General features: G+C 67.3%; 21 protein-coding genes and 1 pseudogene. 7 read left to right on the top strand and 15 right to left on the bottom strand.

Going from position 1 to position 20,167, the window contains the following annotated elements; all coding sequences use genetic code 11:
• Positions 1 to 121: 121 nt before the first annotated feature.
• The 5 genes from rpsO to MBENS4_RS09475 form a co-directional block, all read right to left on the bottom strand.
• A complete protein-coding gene (rpsO, locus tag MBENS4_RS09495; RefSeq protein ID WP_039390382.1) occupies positions 122 to 391 on the bottom strand; it encodes a 30S ribosomal protein S15 in 270 nt (89 codons plus the stop codon).
• A gap of 5 nt (positions 392 to 396) precedes the next feature.
• Entirely contained in the window at positions 397 to 1,314 is a 918-nt protein-coding gene (gene truB / locus MBENS4_RS09490) for a tRNA pseudouridine(55) synthase TruB (RefSeq protein ID WP_039390380.1), read from the bottom strand.
• 156 nt (positions 1,315 to 1,470) lie between these two features.
• Positions 1,471 to 2,085 carry a hypothetical protein gene (locus MBENS4_RS09485; RefSeq protein WP_039390379.1) on the bottom strand — a complete coding sequence of 205 codons (615 nt, stop codon included), beginning with the start codon at positions 2,083 to 2,085 and terminating at the stop codon, positions 1,471 to 1,473.
• Positions 2,086 to 2,300: 215 nt separating this feature from the next.
• Positions 2,301 to 3,119, bottom strand: a complete 819-nt coding sequence (locus tag MBENS4_RS09480) for an arginyltransferase (protein WP_039390377.1) — start codon at positions 3,117 to 3,119, stop codon at positions 2,301 to 2,303.
• Positions 3,120 to 3,383: 264 nt separating this feature from the next.
• Complete coding sequence (locus MBENS4_RS09475) at positions 3,384 to 4,637, bottom strand: threonine ammonia-lyase (RefSeq protein ID WP_039390375.1); 1,254 nt, start codon at positions 4,635 to 4,637, stop codon at positions 3,384 to 3,386.
• Positions 4,638 to 4,762: 125 nt separating this feature from the next.
• Between MBENS4_RS09475 and MBENS4_RS09470 the strand changes: the two genes are divergently transcribed.
• On the top strand, positions 4,763 to 5,731 hold the full coding sequence (locus MBENS4_RS09470; protein WP_255352646.1) for an NAD(P)-dependent oxidoreductase: 969 nt from the start codon (positions 4,763 to 4,765) through the stop codon (positions 5,729 to 5,731).
• Positions 5,732 to 5,760: 29 nt separating this feature from the next.
• Complete coding sequence (locus MBENS4_RS09465; protein WP_084592142.1) at positions 5,761 to 7,491, top strand: amidohydrolase; 1,731 nt, start codon at positions 5,761 to 5,763, stop codon at positions 7,489 to 7,491.
• A 155-nt stretch (positions 7,492 to 7,646) separates the two neighbouring features.
• Here the strand turns inward: MBENS4_RS09465 and tatC are convergent, their stop codons facing one another.
• The 9 genes from tatC to MBENS4_RS09420 form a co-directional block, all read right to left on the bottom strand.
• On the bottom strand, positions 7,647 to 8,444 hold the full coding sequence (gene tatC / locus MBENS4_RS09460) for a twin-arginine translocase subunit TatC (protein ID WP_039390374.1): 798 nt from the start codon (positions 8,442 to 8,444) through the stop codon (positions 7,647 to 7,649).
• A 15-nt stretch (positions 8,445 to 8,459) separates the two neighbouring features.
• Positions 8,460 to 8,906, bottom strand: a complete 447-nt coding sequence (tatB, locus tag MBENS4_RS09455; RefSeq protein ID WP_039390372.1) for a Sec-independent protein translocase protein TatB — start codon at positions 8,904 to 8,906, stop codon at positions 8,460 to 8,462.
• A 21-nt stretch (positions 8,907 to 8,927) separates the two neighbouring features.
• Positions 8,928 to 9,170, bottom strand: coding sequence for a twin-arginine translocase TatA/TatE family subunit (locus tag MBENS4_RS09450; protein ID WP_039390370.1), 243 nt, complete (start codon positions 9,168 to 9,170; stop codon positions 8,928 to 8,930).
• Positions 9,171 to 9,236: 66 nt separating this feature from the next.
• Entirely contained in the window at positions 9,237 to 9,887 is a 651-nt protein-coding gene (scpB, locus tag MBENS4_RS09445) for an SMC-Scp complex subunit ScpB (protein WP_039390368.1), read from the bottom strand.
• Positions 9,884 to 10,669: a segregation and condensation protein A gene (locus MBENS4_RS09440; protein WP_239026613.1), complete on the bottom strand. Its 786-nt coding sequence runs from the start codon at positions 10,667 to 10,669 to the stop codon at positions 9,884 to 9,886. Before MBENS4_RS09440 ends, scpB begins: the two co-directional genes overlap by 4 nt.
• A 93-nt stretch (positions 10,670 to 10,762) precedes the next feature.
• Complete coding sequence (nagZ, locus tag MBENS4_RS09435; RefSeq protein WP_039390366.1) at positions 10,763 to 11,776, bottom strand: beta-N-acetylhexosaminidase; 1,014 nt, start codon at positions 11,774 to 11,776, stop codon at positions 10,763 to 10,765.
• A gap of 105 nt (positions 11,777 to 11,881) precedes the next feature.
• Positions 11,882 to 12,853, bottom strand: coding sequence for an SPOR domain-containing protein (locus MBENS4_RS09430; protein WP_242404852.1), 972 nt, complete (start codon positions 12,851 to 12,853; stop codon positions 11,882 to 11,884).
• Between the two features lie 3 nt (positions 12,854 to 12,856).
• The gene (argS, locus tag MBENS4_RS09425; protein ID WP_039392126.1) at positions 12,857 to 14,605 is read right to left on the bottom strand and encodes an arginine--tRNA ligase; all 1,749 of its coding nucleotides are present in this window, start codon (positions 14,603 to 14,605) and stop codon (positions 12,857 to 12,859) included.
• 232 nt (positions 14,606 to 14,837) lie between these two features.
• Positions 14,838 to 15,194 carry a DUF4168 domain-containing protein gene (locus MBENS4_RS09420; protein ID WP_052322153.1) on the bottom strand — a complete coding sequence of 119 codons (357 nt, stop codon included), beginning with the start codon at positions 15,192 to 15,194 and terminating at the stop codon, positions 14,838 to 14,840.
• 390 nt (positions 15,195 to 15,584) lie between these two features.
• Here MBENS4_RS09420 and MBENS4_RS27285 point away from each other — a divergent pair, with 390 nt between their 5' ends.
• From MBENS4_RS27285 to MBENS4_RS09400, 5 genes and pseudogenes are all read left to right on the top strand, one after another.
• A complete protein-coding gene (locus MBENS4_RS27285) occupies positions 15,585 to 15,704 on the top strand; it encodes a bestrophin family ion channel (RefSeq protein ID WP_304413562.1) in 120 nt (39 codons plus the stop codon).
• 41 nt (positions 15,705 to 15,745) lie between these two features.
• Positions 15,746 to 16,482 (top strand): annotated as a pseudogene (locus MBENS4_RS09415) (bestrophin family protein).
• Positions 16,483 to 16,706: 224 nt separating this feature from the next.
• Complete coding sequence (locus MBENS4_RS09410; protein ID WP_242404851.1) at positions 16,707 to 17,309, top strand: hypothetical protein; 603 nt, start codon at positions 16,707 to 16,709, stop codon at positions 17,307 to 17,309.
• 88 nt (positions 17,310 to 17,397) lie between these two features.
• Positions 17,398 to 18,744: a tRNA (N6-isopentenyl adenosine(37)-C2)-methylthiotransferase MiaB gene (gene miaB / locus MBENS4_RS09405; protein ID WP_039390364.1), complete on the top strand. Its 1,347-nt coding sequence runs from the start codon at positions 17,398 to 17,400 to the stop codon at positions 18,742 to 18,744.
• Positions 18,745 to 18,754: 10 nt separating this feature from the next.
• Positions 18,755 to 19,471 carry an alpha/beta fold hydrolase gene (locus tag MBENS4_RS09400; protein ID WP_242404850.1) on the top strand — a complete coding sequence of 239 codons (717 nt, stop codon included), beginning with the start codon at positions 18,755 to 18,757 and terminating at the stop codon, positions 19,469 to 19,471.
• 34 nt (positions 19,472 to 19,505) lie between these two features.
• Here the strand turns inward: MBENS4_RS09400 and MBENS4_RS09395 are convergent, their stop codons facing one another.
• Positions 19,506 to 20,072, bottom strand: a complete 567-nt coding sequence (locus MBENS4_RS09395) for a hypothetical protein (RefSeq protein WP_052322152.1) — start codon at positions 20,070 to 20,072, stop codon at positions 19,506 to 19,508.
• Between the last annotated feature and the right edge of the window lie 95 nt (positions 20,073 to 20,167).

The raw sequence follows: 20,167 nt of genomic DNA, 5'->3' as shown, positions 1-20,167 counted from the left end.
GCCGGCCATCCGGCCCCGGCGGGGTCTTCCTTAGCATAACGGGGAACGCAGGTGGATAGGTCCCGTACGCCGGCCGGAAATATGAAACGGCCCGCCAGAGGCGGGCCGAAACATTTGGCTGTTACTTACGCAGACCCAGCTTCTGGATCAGGTCGTTGTAACGCTGCACGTCCTTCTTCTTGAGGTAGGCCAGCAGCGAACGACGCTTGTTGACCATGGCGAGAAGACCGCGACGCGAGTGGTTGTCCTTGTGGTGAGCCTTGAAGTGCTCGGTCAGGTTGCGGATACGCTCGGTGAGGATCGCGACCTGAACTTCCGGAGATCCGGTGTCACCCGAAACGCGGGCGTTGTCCGTAATGATTTCCGTCTTCTTTTCGGCAGTAACCGTCATGTCATTCACTCCGCGACATCTGTGAGGTTGAACCCCCGGACCACGCGGACTTCGCCGTGTGAAAGCTCCACCAGCGCGACCGGAATGGTTTCCAGCCGTGCCCAGTAGAGCCCGTCATCCTGGGGCATCCCGGTCAGAACGCGGCCCTGTCGGACCGCCCTTGCCTGCTCCGGGTCGAGGTCGATGGCCGGGATGTCGTCCAGCCCCGCCTCCAGCGGCAAGAGTAACTGCTCAAGAGGCGCGCCCTTACCGACTTCGTTCAATTTGTCCAGCGAAATCGCCCCCGAGAGGTCGAAGGGCCCGGCCTTGATCCGGCGCAGCATCGTCACCGTGCCGCAGCTTCCCAGCGCGTGCGCGATGTCGCGCGCGAGGCTGCGGATATAGGTGCCCTTGGAGACCTGCGCCTGCAAGGTCACCCCGTCACTGGCATCGAAGCCATGGATCTCAAGGGCATGGATCGTCACCTCGCGCGACTTAAGGGTGACTTCCTCGCCCGCGCGCGCCAGATCATAGGCGCGCTTGCCGTCGACCTTGAGCGCGGAATAGGCGGGCGGGACCTGGGTGATGGGGCCTGTGAACTGCGGCAGGACCGCCGCCAGCTCCTCGGCGCTGGGCAGGACATCGCTCGTCGCGATCACCTTGCCCTCGGCATCGAGGGTGTCGGTCTCCTCGCCGAAGCGCAGGGTGAAGAGGTAGGTCTTGTCCGCATCGAGCATCCGGCCCGTCAGCTTGGTCGCCTCGCCCAGCGCAATGGGAAGGACGCCGGAGGCCAGCGGATCGAGCGTGCCGCCATGGCCGACCTTGACCCCGCCCTTGAGCTTCACGTTGAAGCCCGCCTCGCGCAGGTTGCGCTTGACCGCGGCGACGGCCTGCGTGGAGCCCAGCTCCACCGGCTTGTCGAGAATGATCCAGCCATGGGGCATCAGCGCACCTTACCAAAGAGAAGTCGGGAGTTGGTCGTCATGGCGCCCCAAGAGGCAATGCACGCGGGCTTGTCAACACGGGCGGACGGCCACGCCAAGCCCGACTGGCTACGCATTGGCGTGGTCCGCAGGGATCTGACCCGAACAGCGCGGCGCCTAGCTATCGCCCGATGTCCGCCGGGTATCTGGAAAGTTGAGGCTGCGCGTGTCCCGTATCGCGCCCGCGTGCGCATCAACGATGACAAAGCGCGCGTCCTCGACGCTGTCCCAGATAATCGCACTGAAAAGAGAATCGTCCAGTTTCTGCACGGTGTCGAGCGCGTCCACGGACTTCGCGATCACATGCCTGTCCAGCTCGGGAAAAGCGATGAAGACGATGTCGAAGACGGGCCTGTCCTGGCGCATCCCGGTCTTGACCAGAGCCACGCGCCCGAGTTCGCCGACACCCCTTTCACCATAGACAGACGCGTTCGTGTCGTCTGTGATCCTTGCGATCTTGCCCGAAGACATGGCCACGTACCGGACGTTTCGGACCGCTTCGGGATCATCTGGCGATCTGGACTTGTAGACCGTGATTGTCCCCTGTGAGGTTTCGAACTCTTCTCCGGCGGGCGATGTCGCGCTCGCCGTGTCCCACGGCTCCTCAATCAACTCCCCTTGCGTCGAATTCCACCATGCGACAGCAATCGCGCCGAGGAAAACCAGGCCGCATGTGAGGAAAACGGCCAGTGCAACCTGGTTGTAAATCTGGAGAAAGTGCTTCGCTCTCATCGCCTGTCCATTCCAAGATGACCGGAATGAACTTGTGACCCACTGCCCAAATGACGGCAAGGGGTCGGCACCGTACCTTCAAGTTCTTCTGCGCAGGCAGAAGTCAAACGTGCAGATACAGTGGGCCACGGACGATCGCGCCAGGATTCGCGCCCTTCAATCCCGCAATTCTTCGCAAAACCCCGAACCGACGCCTCAGTCGCGCGAAATGGCGGTCATCCCGTCCTTGCCCATCGTGGTGCCGAGGCCCTCTTCCTTGCGGGGATTGCAACCGCATCGGCGATGAGGCGGTCCTGGTCTTCAGGAGCCATGCGCTCCCACCCGGCGCGGCCCAGCTTTTCAAGCGGGCGGTAGCGCACCTTGTACTGCATGCGCGCCGAGCCTTCGACCCAGTAACCGAGGTAGACATAACCCAGCCCCATCTCCACCGAGCGGCGGATGTGGTCGAGGATGATGAAGTTGCCCAGTCCCTTGCGCGGGCTTTGCGGGTCATAGAAGCTGTAGATCATCGACAGCCCGTCGCACTGGCGGTCGGTCAGGCAGGCGCCGACAAGGCGGCCCGGCGTCACCCCGTCCTCGGACGGTTCGCGGTATTCCACGACGTAGCTGGTGACAGGGGTATGCTCGACCATGTCGGCGTAGTCGATCTCGTCCATCGCGGTCATCCCGCCTTCGGGGTGACGTTCGGCGAGATAGGCCTGGAGCAGTTCGAACTGCTCGCTGGTGGACCAGGGGCGGCAGACGGTGACGACCAGATCGTCGTTCGCCTTGAGCGCGCGCTTCTGCGAAGAGGAGGCGGCGAATTCGCTGGCGACCACGCGCACCGAGATGCAGGCGCTGCAGTCGATGCAGGAGGGACGATAGGCGACGGTCTGGCTGCGGCGAAAGCCGATGCGGCTGAGCGCATCGTTGAGCGAATCCGCGTGCGGCCCCTTGAGCTCCGTGAACACCTTGCGCTCGCTCCGGCCCGGCAGATAGGGGCACGGCGCGGGGCTGGTCACGAAGAAGCGGGGAAATCGAACCGGTGCCGTCACGGGGGCGCTGCGTCCTCTTGTTTCTTACCTGCGTGGTCGATCAAGGCACCACGGCGGCCCCTTGTTCCGGCAAATATGCCGAAGCGTATCCGCCGTTGAAAGTGTTTTAACCACAAAAGTGGCGCAAGCGCCCCCGGGATCGCGCGAAATTCACGCCATCCCGGAGCCTTGTCCCGGATCGGGCCGGGTATCACCCCAAGTATTCACACCCAGGTGGCCGTGCGAGGCCAGGCGTTCACCCCGGCGAAAGTCCGGACGCGAAGTTCAGTCGGTCTCGACCCGGCGCACTTCGTAGCCCTCGCGGTGAAGCGCGGCGATCAGCGCGTCGAGCTGCGCCGAATCGCGCGCTTCGCACTCGATCTCGGTCACCAGCCCCTTGGCGGGAAGATGCGTGAAGATGCGCTGGTGGAAGACCTCGATGATGTTGACGTTCTGCTCGTGGAACACCTTGGCGACCTTGAACAGCGCGCCCGCACGGTCCTGCAGGCCGATGCGCAGGCGAGCAAGACGGCCCGAACGGGCCAGGTCGCGCAGCAGCACGTTGGCGAGCAGGCGCGTGTCGATGTTGCCGCCCGACAGCACGATGCCGACCTTGCGGCCCTTGAACAGGTCGCGGTTGTCCATCAGCGCGGCCAGGCCACAGGCGCCCGCGCCCTCGACCAGCGTCTTCTCGATCTGGAGGAGCAGCGCCAGCGCGCTCTCGATCTTGGGCTCGCTCACCAGCAGGATGTCGTCGAGCAGACCCTTCAGCGTGCGCGAGGTGAACGCGCCGGGCGAAAACACCGCGATGCCCTCGGCCAGCGTGTCACCGCCGATCGGCAGGTTCATGCCCTTGAGGGCGTTATACATCGAAGGGTAGAGCTGCGCCTCGACGCCGTAGATCTTCATCTCGGGCCTCAGCGCGCGCGCGGCCGTGCCCATCCCGGAACTGAGGCCGCCCCCGCCGATCGGCACGACCAGCGTGTCGAGATCGGGCACGTCTTCCAGCATCTCCAGCGCCACGGTGCCCTGCCCGGCCGCGACGTGCGGATCGTCGAAGGGGTGAACGAAGGTGTAGCCGTGCTCGGCCTCCAGCTTGCGCGCGTGGGCATAGGCGTCGTCGAAACTCTCGCCTTCCAGCACCACCTTGCCGCCCACGCTCTCGGTCTGCATGACTTTCACGAGCGGAGTCGTGCGCGGCATGACGATGGTGACCGGGATGCCCAGGCGCGTGCCGTGGTAGCTCAGCCCCTGCGCGTGGTTGCCCGCCGAGGCCGCGATCACGCCGCGGCTCTTGCGCTCCTCGCTCAGCTGCATGAGCGCGTTGAGCGCGCCGCGCTCCTTATAAGATGCGGTAAACTGGTGATTTTCGAACTTGAGCCAAATATCGGCGCCGGTAATCTCGCTGAGCGTCTGGCTGCGCATCGTGGGCGTACGGACAATATTGCCCGAAATGCGCCCCGATGCCGCGCGGACATCATCGAGGGTCAGGACCGCGTCTGCGGCCGTTTCGGCAGGCTTCGATACAGGCTGTTCCATCCGGGGGCGCCTAAAGGAATTACCGGGGAATTGAAAGGCGGCAAAGGGCCGCCTATCCTCTCGACTGGGCGCAGCGCCGTCGCACGACGGTTTGCATTTGGCCAAAACACGTTAAGGACAAGGCCATGACCGAACAGATGAGTGATGCACACGCCGAAGAGCCGCAGACCGGCGCGGAGACCACGCCGGAGCGGCCTCCCGTGGAACCGCGCAAGGTCTCCTTCATCGGCCTTGGGGTGATGGGCGGCGAAATCGCGCGGCACATTGCCGAAGCGGGCCATGAACTGACGATCTACAACCGCTCCCCCGACCGGCTCAAGCGCTGGCAGGAGGAGAACCCGGGCCTTGCCTCGCGCGTCGCGGCCAACCCCGCGCACGCCGCGCTCGACGCCGATGTGGTGATCACGTGCGTGGGCAACGACGATGATCTGGCCGACGTCGTGCTCGGCCCCAACGGGGCCTTTCGCACGATGCGCAAGGGCTCGACCTTCATCGACCACACCACCGTCTCGGCGCGCATCGCCCGCCAGATCTCGGTGGAAGCGCGCGACCTCCAGATCCAGTGTGTCGACGCGCCGATGACCGGCTCGCAGATCGGCGCCGAACAGGGCACGCTCACGCTCATGTGCGGCGGGCGGGATGCGGCCATCGAGGCCGCCCGCCCTGTCATGGAGGCCTACTCCAGCCGTATCGTCCACGTCGGCAAGGCGGGCGCGGGGCAGACCGCGAAGATGGCCTGTCAGATCTGCATCGCGGGCAACATCGCGGCCCTTGCCGAAGCGGTCCGCTTCGCGCAGGCCTCCCACCTCGACATGGACAAGGTCTACGAGGCAATCTCGGGCGGCGCAGCGCAGTCCTGGCAGATGGACAACCGCTGGTCCTCGATGGACGCGGACGAATTCGACTTCGGCTTCGCCATCGACTGGATGCGCAAGGACCTGGGGCTCAGCCTCGAGGAAGGCCGGGGCCTTGGCGTCTCGCTCCCCGTCGCGGGCCTCGTCGACCAGTTCTTCGCCGAGATCCAGGCGATGGGCGGGGGACGTCTCGACACCAGCGCCATCGTCAAGCGGCTGCCGAGGAAAAGCCGTCCGTGACATTCGCTCGCCGTGCGGTTCTGACCGCGATGCTGGGAACGGCGCTCGTCGCCGTGCCCGCCGAAGCCCGCAAGAAGAAGAAGGCCGAGGAGGTCGAAAAGCCGGTCCCCGGCACGCTCATCGACAACATTGAAGGGCTCTCGCCCGACGGCAAGGGCGGGATCGAGCACTTCGACGGCTTCCTGATCGCGCCGGACGGCCACGTCGCCGAGGTCTACCACGAGGGCGAGAAGCGCCCCAAGTACGCCGACTACCGCCTCGACGGCGAGGGCCAGGTGGTGGTCCCGGGCATGATCGACGCGCACACGCACGTCATGATGCTGGGCTTTTCCAAGCTGACCCTCGACCTGTCCTCCACACACTCGCTCGACGAGGCGCTCGCGCGCATCGCGGCCTGGACCGCCGCCCACCCCGAAGCGCCCTGGATCCTGGGCACGGGCTGGAACGAGGTCGAGTGGGGTCTGGGCCGTCTACCTACCGCCGCCGAACTCGACCGCGTCACCGGCGGCAAGCCTGCCTGGCTGACCCGCATCGACGCGCACGGGGGCTGGGCCAACACCGCCGCGCTCGAAGCGGCAGGCATCACCGCCAAGACCAAGGACCCCAAGGGCGGACGCATCGCGCGCACCGCCTCGGGCGCGCCGGAGGGCGTTCTTGTCGATGCGGCCGCCAAGCTGGTCGCGGCCAAGCTCCCCGCCCCGCGTCCCGAGGACCGCGACGCTGCGCTCGCCGAAGCCCAGCTCGATTTCCTCAGGAACGGGGTCACGGCGGTTGCCGACATGGGCACCAGCATCGAGGACTGGCAGGCGTTCCGCCGCGCGGGCGACACCGGACGGCTGCGCGTGCGCATCGTCTCCTACGCCGATTCGATTGCCAACATGGAGCTGATCGGCGGGCCCGGCCCCTCGGCCTGGGTCTACGACGACCGCCTACGCCTCAGCGGCGTGAAGCTGTTCCTCGATGGCGCGCTCGGCTCGCGCGGGGCCTGGCTCAAGCAGCCCTACGCCGACGATCCCGAAACACGCGGCCTGCCGCTTCTCTCGCAGACCCAGCTTTCCAACATGATGAGCCGCGCCGCGCTCGACCACTTCCAGGTCGCGGTCCACGCCATTGGCGACGAGGCCAACGCGGTCGTGCTCGACGCGCTCGAGGAACTGTCCTCGACCTACACCGGCGACCGGCGCTGGCGCATCGAACACGCGCAGATCCTCGATCCCGCCGACATCGCGCGCTTTGCCGCGCACGGCACCATTGCCTCGATGCAACCCCAGCACGAGGCGAGCGACCGCGCCATGGCCGAAGCGCGCCTGGGCCCAGCGCGCCTGTCCGGAGCCTATGCCTGGAAGTCGCTTGCCGATGCAGGGGCCACGCTCGCCTTTGGCTCGGACACGCCTGTCGAACCCGCGCGCCCCTTCACCGGCATGGCGGTTGCCGTGACCCGGCAGGGCGCGGACGGCCAGCCCTTGGGCGGCTGGCAACCGCAGGAGACGATCTCACGCGAAGCGGCGCTCACCGCCTACACCACAGGCGCGGCCTACGCGATGTTCGCCGAGGATCGCCTGGGGCGCATCGCCAAGGGCTACCGCGCGGACTTCCTGTTCGTGGACAAGGACCCGATGACGGTCAGCCCCGAGGCCCTGCGTGACCTCACGGTCAAGGAAACCTGGATCGGCGGCCAGCAGGCCTGGGCGGCGGAAGAGAGCGCGAAAAGCGAAGAAGCGCTGCGGCCCGAAGAAGAGGACGGCCAGGAAGGGCGGTAGTGCGAAGTTTATTTTCAAGGGGCCATCGCCCCTTGACCCCAAACTCGGCGACCTCACCGATCTCGGCCAGGGCAGCGGGCGCGACGTAAGCTCGGCAGTTCGGGGAGCCCGAGGGCAATGGCCCTCGGAATAACTCTCTTGGACCTCTGGAACGCTTACTCCGCCGCAGCCTCGACCGGATCATCTTGCGCGACCTTCGCATCGCGGCGTTCGGTGAACCACATGAGCAGCAGCGTGCCTTCGAAGAGGAGCAGCAGCGGCACCGCGAGGAGGACCTGCGAGATCACGTCGGGCGGGGTCGCGATCGCGGCGACCACGAAGATCCCGACGATGACGTAGCGGCGTGCGGCCACGGCCTGGACGCGACTGACGATCCCGGCGCGGTTGAGCAGCATCAGCAGCACGGGCAGCAGGAAGCTGATGCCGAAGGCGAGGATGAACTGCATCACGAGCGAGAGGTAGTCGCCCGTCCCAGGGAGCGCCTCGAGCTTGAGCCCGCCTGCACTGCCCTGGAAGCCCAGGAAGAAGTGGAAGGCGGTGGGCATCACCACGTAGTAGGCCAGCGCCGCGCCCATCGTGAACAGGATCGGGGTGGCGATCAGGAACGGCAGGAAGGCCTTCTTTTCCTTGGCGTAGAGGCCCGGTGCGATGAAGGCCCAGATCTGGTTGGCGATCACCGGGAAGCTGAAGAAGAAGGCGGCGAAGACCGCGATCTTCACTTCCACGAAGAAGGCTTCGTAGAGCTTGGTGTAGATCAGCTTGCCCTCGCCCGCCGGGAAGGCGGCGGTCAGCGGGCGGACCAGGAAGCCGAAGATGTCGTCGGCAAAATAGAAGCAGATGCCGAAGGCAACGCCAAAGGCCAGGAACGCGCGCACCAGGCGCGCGCGCAGTTCGACGAGGTGATCGAGCAGGGGAGCCTGCGAATCGTCGATGTCGGAAATCTTGAAGGCCATGGCGCGAATGCTCGATCAGGACGCGGGGCGGGCCGGGTCGGAGGCCGGCACGGGTTGGGGCTCGGACGTGGTTTCCGGCGCAGAGACTTCGCCAGAGGGCGTGGAGGCCGGCTCGGGCGCGGGCAGCGCCTCGGGCTCTGCCGGGGCGTCACCCTCGACGTTGTTCGCCTTTTCCGCGTCGGTCTTGGCCTTGCGCGGCGCTTCCATGTCCTCGGCGGTCGGCAGCTTGGGGGCCGCCTTCATGATCGCCTCGTTCTGTTCGCGCCACTTCTGCTCCATCTCCTCGAGCTCGGCTTCGCGTACCATCGCGTCGATCCCGGCGCGGAAGTGCCCCGTGACCTTGCGCAACTTGCCGATCCAGCGGCCAGCCGTGCGCATCGCCAGGGGCATGTCCTTGGGCCCGATGACGACGACCGCCACGATGACGACCATCAGGAGTTCCGTGGCTCCGATATCCAGCATAGCCGTATCCGGCCGTCAGGCTCAGGCCTGGTCGCTCTTGGTGGTTTCGCTCGCGCTGGGCGCGGGGTCGGCCGAGGTGATCTGCGCGGGCTTGGCGTCCGACTTGGCGGGCTTGGCCTCGTCCTCGTCCTCGTTCATGCCCTGCTTGAAGCTCTTGATGCCCTTGCCGAAGTCACCCATGATTTCGGAGACCTTGCCGCGACCGAACAGCACGAGCACGATCACCAGGACAATCAGCCAGTGCCAGATCGAGAAGCTACCCATTATCCCAACTCCAAAAATACGTGCGACCGATTCCGGCCCTTCACGGGTCATCTAGGCGTTTTCCAACTAAGTTGAAAGCCTGTCATCGTTTAGACCCGGTTCGGTCGCAGGACGGTCACCTTCTTGGGTTTCCGCTGAAATTCCGGGTCGCAATGCATCCTCTACCATAGCATCATCGACCGCTTCGAGCAGCCCCGCGGCGCGTAATTCGTCAAGTCCTGGCAATTCCTTGCGCGAAGACAGTCCGAAATGCGCCAGGAATGCGTCGGTCGTGGCGTAGATCACGGGCCGGCCGGGCACTTCGCGGCGCCCCGCCGTGCGCACCCAGCCCGCCTCGATCAGCACGTCGAGCGTCCCCTTGGCGGTCTGCACGCCGCGGATCGCCTCGATCTCGGCGCGGCTGACGGGCTCGTGGTAGGCCACGATGGCCAGGACCTCGGTTGCCGCGCGCGAGAGGCGGCGCACCTCCTCCTTCTCGCGGCGCAGGAGGTGGGCCAGGTCGGGTGCTGTCTCGAAGTGCCAGTGGCGCCCCCGCTCAACAAGCTGGATGCCGCGCCCCTGATAATGCGCCTGGAGCGCCTTAAGCGCCGGACGCACCTCGCCATCGCCCAGGTGCCGGGAGATCTGCTCGGCCGTCATCGGCGCCTCGGCGGCGAACAGCGTCGCCTCGACCGCGCGTTCCATATCGTCGGGCACAGGACTATCCGGCGCGCTCATGTCGACAGCGCCCGCACCTGGAGCGGCCCGAAGACGCTCTCCTGCACCAGTTCGACCTTGCCCGCCTTGGCCAGTTCGAGCGCGGCGACGAAGCTGGAGGCGAGCGCGGACTTGCGCAGCTGCGGATCGGCCCAGTCCTCCTTGCAAGGGGGCACGAATTCGCGCAGTTCCATCCAGTCGAGGGCAACGCCCACCATCGCCGAGACCCGCGCAATCGCGCTGTCGAGGCTCATCACCATGCGCTCGCGCACGAGATGGACGGCGGGCTGCGCGCGCAGCTTCACATCGCCATAGGCCCGCACGAGGTCGAGCCAGGAACACTGCCAGGCGTTGCGTTTCTCCACGCGCAGCCCCTCGGGCGCACCGCGCGGAAAAACGTCGCGCCCCAACCGGTCACGCCCCATCAGCCGGGCCGCCGCCTCGCGCATGGCGCCCAGGCGCTGGAGACGCAGTTGCAGGCGCATCGCCAGTTCCTCGGGGCTGGGATCGGGCTGTTCCTCCTTGGGCAGCAGCAAGGACGACTTGAGATAGGCGAGCCAGGCCGCCATCACGAGGTAGTCCGCCGCGATTTCCAGACGCATCTCGCCCGCCGTGTCGATGTAATCGAGATAGGCATCGACGAGTTCGAGGATGGAAATGCGGCGCAGGTCCACCTTCTGGCGCCGCGCGAGATCGAGCAGGAGGTCCAGCGGCCCTTCCCAGCCCTCGATCTCGATGTAGAGCGCCTGGCGGCGCTGCTCGGCGGGCGAGACCGCGTCCCACACCGCCTCGGCTTCGCCCAGCGCGATGCCGGGGTCACGCCCAACCGGATCACGCGGGCCCGATCCGCGGGGCTCGCCGCGCGAAGGCGCAGGTTCGCCGTCCCCGGCCACGCCTCAGGCGACGCCCTGCGCCAAAAGCGCCTCGCGCCGGGCAACGAGCGCGGCGTGATCGCCGGTCCCCGCACCTTCGGGGCAGGAGGCCATGGCCCTCTCCAGCCGCGCACGGGCTTCGGGCGTGATTGCAGGCAGTGCCTTCGCGATCCCGACCATGTCGTCCATCTTCGCCCAGCAGTTGAGCGCGATGTCGCAGCCCGCCGCAATGGCGCGCGCCGCGCGTTCGGGCACCGAGCCCGAAAGCGCCTCCATGTCGAGATCGTCGGTCAGGAGCAGACCATCGAAGCCGATGCGCCCACGGATGATCTCCTGCACCACGAAGGGTGAGAGCGTGCCCGGATTGTCCGCATCCCATGCGGTGTAGCGCACGTGCGCGGTCATGCCGATGGGCGCGTGCGCCAGCGTGCGGAAGGGGCGCAGGTCCGCCTCCAGCTCCTCTGCGCTGGCGGTGACGGTGGGCAGCTCCTTGTGGCTGTCGGCCAGAGCGCGTCCGTGGCCGGGGATGTGCTTGATACAGCCCACCACGCCCGCGCGCGCCAGCCCGTCGAGCGTTGCGCGGCCAAGCGCGGCCACGCGCATCGGATCATGGCCAAAGGCGCGGTCACCGATGACATCGTGCGCGCCTGCCTGGCGCACGTCGAGCGAGGGGTGGCAATCGACCGTGATGCCCGCTTGCGCAAGATCGAGCCCGAGCGCTTCGCCGTTGGCGCGCGCCGCCTCGATCGCGGTGGCGGGCGCGTGATCGTACACGCGGTCAAACACCTCGCCCGGCGGATAGGCGGGCCAGACCGGCGGCTTCATGCGCGCGACGCGCCCGCCTTCCTGGTCGATGCAGATGAAGAGATCCTCGCGGCCATGCAGATCGCGCAGCGCATCGGTCAGCGCGCGCAGCTGGGCGCGGTCGGCGACATTGCGCCCGAAGAGGATGTAGCCGGCCGGATCGGCGTCGCGGAAGAAGGCGGCTTCATCCGCCGTGAGGACGTGCCCCGAAAGGCCGAAAATCGCAGGAACCATGCCGATTTATCGCCCAATCCGCGCGCGCAGGCAAGCAAGGCCCACGCACGATGTGTGGACGAGCGCGAGGCGGATACGCCGCCCCCGCCCCCCGCGATGCTCCGCTCAGTTCTTGACCTGGCAGGCCAGACCTGCGCCGCGCATGTTCGCGCAGAGCGCTCTGGCCGCCTTGAGATCGCCCGGCACCGCCTGGAGACGGTAGACCGTGCCGATGTCGGCCTGGCCCTGCACCACACGGTGGTTCATCTCGCCAAAGGGCGCGTACTGGCCCTTCAGCGTCTGCCAGCCCTTCTCCGCCCCTTCGCGCGAGGTGTAGGCGCCGACCTGGACACCCACGCCGCTCGGTGCGGCGGGCTCTTCGGCCTTGGCGGCAGGCGCGGGCTTGGGATTGGATTGGGGCTGGGCCGCGGCGGCACTGGGCTCTTCGTCCTCCAGGCCACCGAAGCCGGGCTGGGGAAGTTCCTCCTCGGCGATCTGGGGGGTGCGCGACTCGCCTTCGGCCACCGCGAAGCTGGTGTCGCCGGTACCGCTCACGACTTCGCCGCCGGGATTCTCGGGACGGGTCTTGTAGGGTTCCTCGGGCGCCTCGATCACGCCGCCATCGGCGACGAGTTCCTCACCCGAACGCCCGGCGAGCGCCCACAGGATACCGCCGCCCAGAAGCGCAATCGCCACGAGCGCGGCCAGCAGCAGGATCGTGGTCTGGCCCATCCCGCCGCGTTCGTCCTCGTAGTCCTCATCGTCGCCTTCGAGCCAGGGCAGGCGCATCTCGCCATCGCCCAGGTCCAGCTCGCCAGCGCTCTCGGACGCAGCAGGAGCGGCCGTGCCGAAACTCGCCGCCACACCTGCAGCCGGGGCGGCGCCGGGCATGGGGAAGGGATCGTGCTCCTCGCCGAAGGTATCCGGAGCGAAGGGATCCGGACCGAAGGGGTCGGGTTCGGCACCGGGCGTCTGGGGATCGGTGCCCAGGCCATTGGCCGAGGTCCAGGCCCCTCCCGCACCTGCGCCCGCACCCAGGCCAGATCCATTTGCCGCGGACATGCCGTCCTCAGTCCTGTCCGAAGCCCCATGCGTCATAAATCACATTTCCTCCACGGCCTCGACGCCCAGAAGCGCCAGGCCGTTGCGAATGATCTGCCCCACCTGCACGGCCAGGAACAGCCGCGCGGATGTAAGGTTAACGTCCGATGCGTTAACAATCCGCTTTTCCGGACTGTCGTTACCCAGGTTATAATACCCATGGAACGCGGCCGCCAGATCGTGGAGGTAGAAGGCCACGCGGTGCGGTTCACGCGCGGCGGCGGCCGCCTCGATCACGCGCGGGAACTGCGCGAGCAGCTTGGCCAGCTCCAGATCGTCCTCGCCCAGCAGCGCGACGTGCTCGGCCGAAGCGACGGTGTCGAGATCGGCCTTGGCCTTGCGCAGGATCGACTGGATGCGCGCGTGGGCGTACTGGACGTAGAAGACCGGGTTGTCCTTGCTCGTCTCCACCACCTTGGCGAAGTCGAAGTCCATCTGCGCGTCGGGCTTGCGGGTGAGCATGGTGAAGCGCACCACGTCCTTGCCCACTTCCTCGACCATGTCGGCGATGGTGATGAAGTTGCCCGAACGCTTGGACATCTTCACCGGCTCGCCGTCGCGCAGGAGCTGGACCATCTGCACCAGCTTGATCTCGAAGGGAGTCGCCTCGCCTTCTGCCCCCGTCATCGCCTTGACCGCGGCCTTGATGCGCTTGACCGTCCCTGCGTGGTCCGCGCCCCAGATGTCGACGAGCGCGTCGGCACTCTGCGCCTTCTGGAAGTGGTAGGCGAGGTCGGCGCCAAAGTAGGTCCAGGTCCCGTCCGACTTCTTGATCGGGCGGTCCTGATCGTCGCCGAACTGGGTCGACTTGAACAGCGGCAGCTCAACCGGCTCCCAGTCCTCGGGCGTCTTGCCCTTGGGCGCTTCGAGAACGCCGTCGTAGACAAGGCCCTTGGAACGCAGCCACGCCTCGGCCTCGTCGGGCTTGCCGCTCGCCTGCAGCTCGGCTTCCGAGCTGAACACGTCGTGGCGGATGCCCAGCTGGGCAAGGTCGGCGCGGATCATGTCCATCATCGCGGCGACCGCCTTGACGCGGAACAGGGCCAGCCACTCGGCCTCGGGCGCCTCGGCGTACTGGTCGCCGAACTCTTCGGCGAGCTTCGCGCCGACGGGCTTGAGGTAATCCCCCGGGTAGAGCCCCTCGGGGATCACCGCCTCGCCAAGGCCAAGCGCCTCGCGGTAGCGGATGTGCGCCGAACGGGCGAGGACCTGCACCTGCGCGCCCGCGTCGTTGACGTAGTATTCCTTGATGACCTTGTGGCCCGCGTATTCGAGCAGGGTCGCCAGCGCATCGCCGACCACCGCGCCGCGGCAGTGGCCCATGTGCATGGGGCCGGTCGGGTTGGCCGAGACGTACTCGACGTTGACCGTGCTGCCCCCGCCCAGGGTCGAGCGGCCGTAGTCGGCGCCCAGCGCGGCCATCGCGCCCAACTCGTCGATCCACGCGGCAGGTGCCAGGCGCAGGTTGATGAAGCCCGGTCCCGCGATCTCGGCAGAGGTCACCGCATCGAGCTTCGAAAGCTCGGCGACGAGCGCCTCGGCAAGGTCGCGCGGCTTCATCTTGGCAGGCTTGGCCAGGACCATCGCCGCGTTGGTGGCGAGGTCCCCGTGGGAGGGATCACGCGGCGGCTCGACCGTGATCGCGCTTCGCTTCAGTTCGCCCGGCAAGGTTCCGGCGGCTTCCAGCGCGTCGAGTGCGGTCGAAAGGTGGCCTGCAAAGGCGGCGTAAAGGGTCTGGATCGTGGTCATGATGGCGCGCGGATAGCCCAAGTTTGCGAAAAGGGGAACAGGCCGTAGCGCCCCGATCCGCGCGCGGCCGCCCGTCCCACGAAAAAAGGCAGGCATCCCAAAGGACGCCTGCCTGTTCCCTGTCTCCCGACCCGCCGGAATCAGAGGGGCAAAGGCGGGGAGAGACAGCCGGGAGACGCAGCGGCCTCCCGGTCCATGCGGCCCGGCAGGGCCGCAACAACGCATCACGCCATCACGGATTGCCGGTTGCGGCCGACTGGATGCGCTGCATGAGGGTCGTGTCGCTGCGCGAGGCGACCGCGATCTGGTTGAACTTCTCAGGGGACAGGCCCGAGCTCTGGACGGCGCCAGCCATCTTGGTCTGCTTTTCCTCGGCCGAGACCGCGGTGTCCTTCTGGATGTTCTGGATGCTGACCGCGGCGGTGGCGAACTGCTTCACCTCCTGGTCGCTGAAATCCGCGCTCGAGGCCGCTGCGCCGGGCGCCTGCTGGGGGGCAGATTGCGGAGCGCTCTGGGCCTGGACGGCACCGCCGGTTGCGACGGCGCCAAGGGCTGCGGTGCCCGCGAGGGCAAGCTTCATGCGGTTCATGTCGTTCTCCGATCGTTTTCGTCACGTTCGAGCCTCAATCTCGGCACGCGGGCCCTCGATGCAAGCGCGCACCTGACGCCGCGTGGCTCTCCAGAGACAAAACGAAGCCGTTGACAAACAGGCAACAAATTGCGCTGGCAGGCCGTTCTCCAGCCGCGACGAAAGCAAGCAGGACAAGACTCGTTCATGGGGCCATCGCCCCGTGACCCCAGAATCGGCAACCTCCCGCATCTCAGCAAAGGCCGGGCGCGATCTCAGCAAAGGCCGGGCGCGAAAGGTGAGCCAGATAGTATGGGGAGCCCGAGGGCGATGGCCCTCGGAACTCTCCTTCGGATTGGCTAAGGCGTCCATTCCCGGCGCGACTCGCGCCCCATCCAGAGCCCTGCCCCGATGATCGTACGCAACACCCCCAGCTTCCGCGATGTATTGATCGCCACACGCGGCTCCATCCTGCCGCAGATCCTGCGTCCGCTCCTGGTGGTGCTGGCGGCCTCGGCGATAGCGTGCTGATCGGACAGGCCGCGCCGTCCTGGCTGGCCCCGCTCCACGCGATGCCCTTCACGCTGATCGGCCTTTCGCTCTCCATCTTCATGAGCTTTCGCAACACGGTGTGCTACAACCGCTGGTGGGAAGGCCGCCAGCTGTGGGGCCGCCTGATCGTCGCCGCGCGCAGTTTCGCGCGCCAGACGCGACGCTGGAGCGCGCGCACGCCGCCCCGCTGCTCGAAACGCTGGCGGGCTTCACCGCGGGGCTGGCCGCACGCTTGCGCGAGGAGGACGAGGTCGCCGCCATTGCCCGCCACGCCGCGCGCGACGCGGAGTGGACGGGCGCCCCCAACCCCACAGACGCCGTCCTGCGCGCGGTCGGCATGGGCTGCCGCGCGCTTGCCGACGCGCGCGCGATCGATGCGATCCACTACTCGGTCCTCGAAACCCAGCTCAGCGAGATGGCCTCGGTCCAGGGCGGGTGTGAGCGGATCAAGGCGACGCCGGTGCCCTTTTCCTATTCGCTGCTGCTCCACCGCACGGCGTATGCCTTTTGCCTGCTGCTGCCCTTCGCACTGGTCCCGCAGCTGGGCCTATGGGCGCCCTTCCCGGCCTTCCTCGTCGCCTACGCCTTCTTCGGCCTTGATGCGCTGGGTGACCAGCTGAGCGATCCCTTCGGCCGCGACGAGAACGACCTGCCGCTTGCCGCCATGGTCCGCACCATCGAGCGCGACCTCCTCCACGCCGCCGGTCACCACGACCTGCCCCCTGTCCTCGAACCGGACGGCTATGTGCTGACCTGAAGTGCCCTGCCCACCTGGTGCATCCTTTCGGCCACACCCCCGGCAAAAGAAATTGTGATGAAAATCGATTAACTACTCTTTTGCCGAGACGACGCCATAGCCCGACCACGAAGATCTCATGTCGAGATTTTCCTGAATCGGGGGCTCTTCCATTGAAACGCATCGCAACGACTTTCTTCCTGGCTTCGGTATTGGCCTCCACGGCGCACGCTCAGGACACCGATATGGGGGATGCCTCCAGGTCACCCCTGGCAACGCAGGCCGCACCTGCCCTCCTTCCTGCGACCCCGGCGACGCGCAACGCCGTCCTTCGCGCGGGAACCCCCATCCAGCTCCGCCTGCTTGAAGAGATCACCACCAAGAAGAAGGTCGCCAAGGTCGGCCAGCGCTTCCAGCTGGAGGTTGCCGCCCCCGTCGAGATCAATGGCGTCCAGGTCATTCCGGCGGGGTCTCCCGCGTGGGGCGAGCTCACGAGCGTGCGGAACAAGGGCATGTGGGGCAAGTCGGGCAAGCTGGAAGCCCGGCTCCTGTACTTGCGCGTCGACGGGCGCCAGATCCGCCTGACCGGGAACTTCGATGACAAGGGCGTCACCGGAACGGCCGGGGTAGTCGGGGCCATCGCGCTCGTGCCCGTGGCCGGTTTCTTCATGACCGGGACCAGCGCCGTTCTTCCCATGGGCGGCCAGGTGGGCGGCTTCATCGACGAAGACGTCGAACTTGCCTTCGCCGCGCAGCCTGTCGCCCCCCTCCAGGTCCCCATGACCCAGGGCGGCGAGACAGGTGCTGACGAACCGGCCCTCGACGCCGCGACAGTCCCCGTTTCCTGAAACCCTAGCCCGCCGGGAGCGCCCTTGCGTGCCGCTCCCGGCACCTCCCCCTCTTCAAAACCCGCGCAAAGGCGTGTAACGGCGCGCCATGTCCCATTCCGCGCCCCCACCTGCGAATCCGAAGACCTACCGGGTCAAGAGCTTTGGCTGCCAGATGAACGTCTACGACGGCGATCGCATGGCCGAACTCCTGGCCGAGCAGGGGATCACCCCCGCGCCCGAGGGCGAGGATGCCGACCTCGTCGTCCTCAACACCTGCCACATCCGTGAAAAGGCCGCCGAAAAGGTCTATTCCGACATTGGCCGCCTGCGCCGTGAGGATGGCTCCTCGCCGCTGATCGCGGTCGCGGGCTGCGTCGCGCAGGCCGAGGGCGAGGAGATCATGGCGCGCGCCCCTGCCGTGAAGATGGTCGTCGGCCCGCAGGCCTACCACCGCCTCCCCGACATGGTGAAGGCGGCCTCAGAAGGTCGGCGCATGACCGACACGGACATGCCCGCCGAGACCAAGTTCGACGCGCTGCCCAAGCGCCGCCGCTCCGGGCCCACCGCGTTCCTCACCGTGCAAGAAGGGTGCGACAAGTTCTGCACCTACTGCGTGGTGCCCTATACCCGCGGCGCGGAAATCTCCCGCCCGCACGCCGACCTCATCGAGGAGGCCAAGCGCCTTGTCGAGGCTGGAGCGCGCGAGATCACGCTGCTGGGCCAGAACGTCAACGCCTGGACCGGCGCAAACGCGAAGGGGCAGAGCGTCGGGCTCGACGGCCTCATCCGCGAGCTGGCCGAGATCCCCGATCTGGCCCGCATCCGCTACACCACCAGCCACCCCAACGACATGACCCAGGGCCTGATCGAGGCGCACGGCGATGTCGCCAAGCTCATGCCCTTCCTGCACCTTCCCGTGCAGTCGGGCAGCGACCGCGTACTCAAAGCGATGAACCGCGCGCACCAGGTCGAAAAGTACCTCACGATCCTGGAAGAGGTGCGCAAGGCACGCCCCGACATCGCGCTTTCGGGCGACTTCATCGTCGGCTTCCCCGGCGAGACCGACGCCGAGTTCGAGGAAACGCTCGGGCTGGTCGATACGGTCGGCTACGCGCAGTGCTTCAGCTTCAAGTATTCGCCGCGCCCGGGCACCCCGGCCGCGACGATGGGCGAGCAGGTCCCCATGCCCGTCATGGACGAGCGCCTGAAGCGCCTGCAGACAGCGCTCAACCGCGACCAGTACGCCTTCAACACCGCCTCTGTCGGCAAGACCTGCGAGGTCCTCGTCGAGCGGCGTGGCAAGCACCCGGGCCAATGGCTGGGCAAGTCGCCCTGGCTGCAGTCGGTCCACTTCACGGGCGATGTCGCCGTGGGCGATGTCGTCACCGTCGAACTGGTCGAAGCCGGGCCCAACTCGATCGCGGGTGCGCTGAAGGTCCCGGCCTCGGCCTGACCCTGCGACCATGACCGCCATGCCGAGGGGCGCCGACGCGCGCCAGCCGCTCGTGCTCGTCCCGGGCCTGTCGTGCGACGAGACCTTGTGGGCCGCGCAGGTCGAGGGGCTTGCCGATGTCGCCGCGCCCATGATCGGCGACACGCTGCACGACGACAGCCTGCCCGCGATGGCACGCCGAATCCTCGCTGCGGCCCCGCCGCGCTTCGCGCTCGCAGGGTTCTCGATGGGCGGCTACGTGGCGATGGAAATCTGGCGCCAGGCCCCCGAACGGATCAGCCGCATCGCCTTTCTCGACACCAGCGCGGGCGCGGACGATGCCGACGCCGCGCGGCTGCGCCAGGCCGCGATCACCACCGCGCGCAAGCGCAGCCTGGAGGCGGTGCTGCGCGGCAGCCTGCGACGGCTCGTCCATCCCGACACGGAGCGCGCCACGGCCGAAGCGGTCGTCGCAATGGCGCTTGGCGTCGGACTGGAGACCTACGCCAACCAGCAGCGCGCGATCATGGCCCGCCCCGATTCGCGCGCCGACCTTGCCCGGATCAATGTTCCAGCCCTGGTGCTGGCGGGCGCGCAGGACAAGCTGACGCCGCCCGAGCGCGCGCGCGACATTGCCGCCCACACGCCCGGTGCGCGGCTCGAACTCGTGGAGCAATGCGGCCACATGGCGCCGATGGAACAGGGCGCGGCGGTCACCGCGCACCTGCGCGACTGGCTCGCCGCCTGACGCGCCAGCTCTGGCCCCGCCTCAGGGCCCCGATTCAGGGCTGCGCGTCGGCGTCCTCACCCTCGGGCGGATTGAGATCGTCGGGCGTGATGAGCACGGTGCCCATGCCTGCCGCCTCGTCCATCCCGTCGCTCGTCGGGTTGGAAGCGTAGCGCGTTCCATCGAAAGGCACGCGGCGGATCCCCGCGGCCATGCCCCCGCCCGAAACCGAAACGGCAAGGTCGCGCCAGCCGTTGGTCGTGCTGTCGAGCACACCGACGGGGAGCTGCACCACCGAAAGATCGCCCACGATCCGGAAGCTGTCGCCCTCGGGCTTGAGCACGAGCAGGTTGCACCCACCCGTCCCGCACATCATTGCCCCGCTGGCATAGGCCAGCACTTCCTCGGTGCCATCGCCATCGAGGTCCATTTTCGCGCTATTGACGTGCACCACGCCGAGATCGCCGCCCAGTTCGTCCTCGACGTAGTTCTGCACGAAGGCCTCGGGATCCGCGACGAGCGCGTCGGACGCCCCCGCACTGGCCGTCGCGCTCGGCTCTCCGGCGGGCGGCGCATCGCCCTTGCAGCCCGCGAGCGCCAGAGCGAGGGCGAGCGCTGCCACGGGAACACCCTTGCGCGCGAGACCGAGACGAGCCGACGGAGCGGCGGACGAAGCCACGAGAGATTGGTACATGGCGTGCAGGCTATCGGCCCTGT

Source organism: Novosphingobium sp. MBES04 (genome assembly GCF_000813185.1).
In the GTDB taxonomy this organism is placed as follows: domain Bacteria; phylum Pseudomonadota; class Alphaproteobacteria; order Sphingomonadales; family Sphingomonadaceae; genus Novosphingobium; species Novosphingobium decolorationis.
The sequence above is the reverse complement of the archived record's forward strand: the minus strand, read 5'-3'. Positions and strand labels throughout refer to the sequence as shown.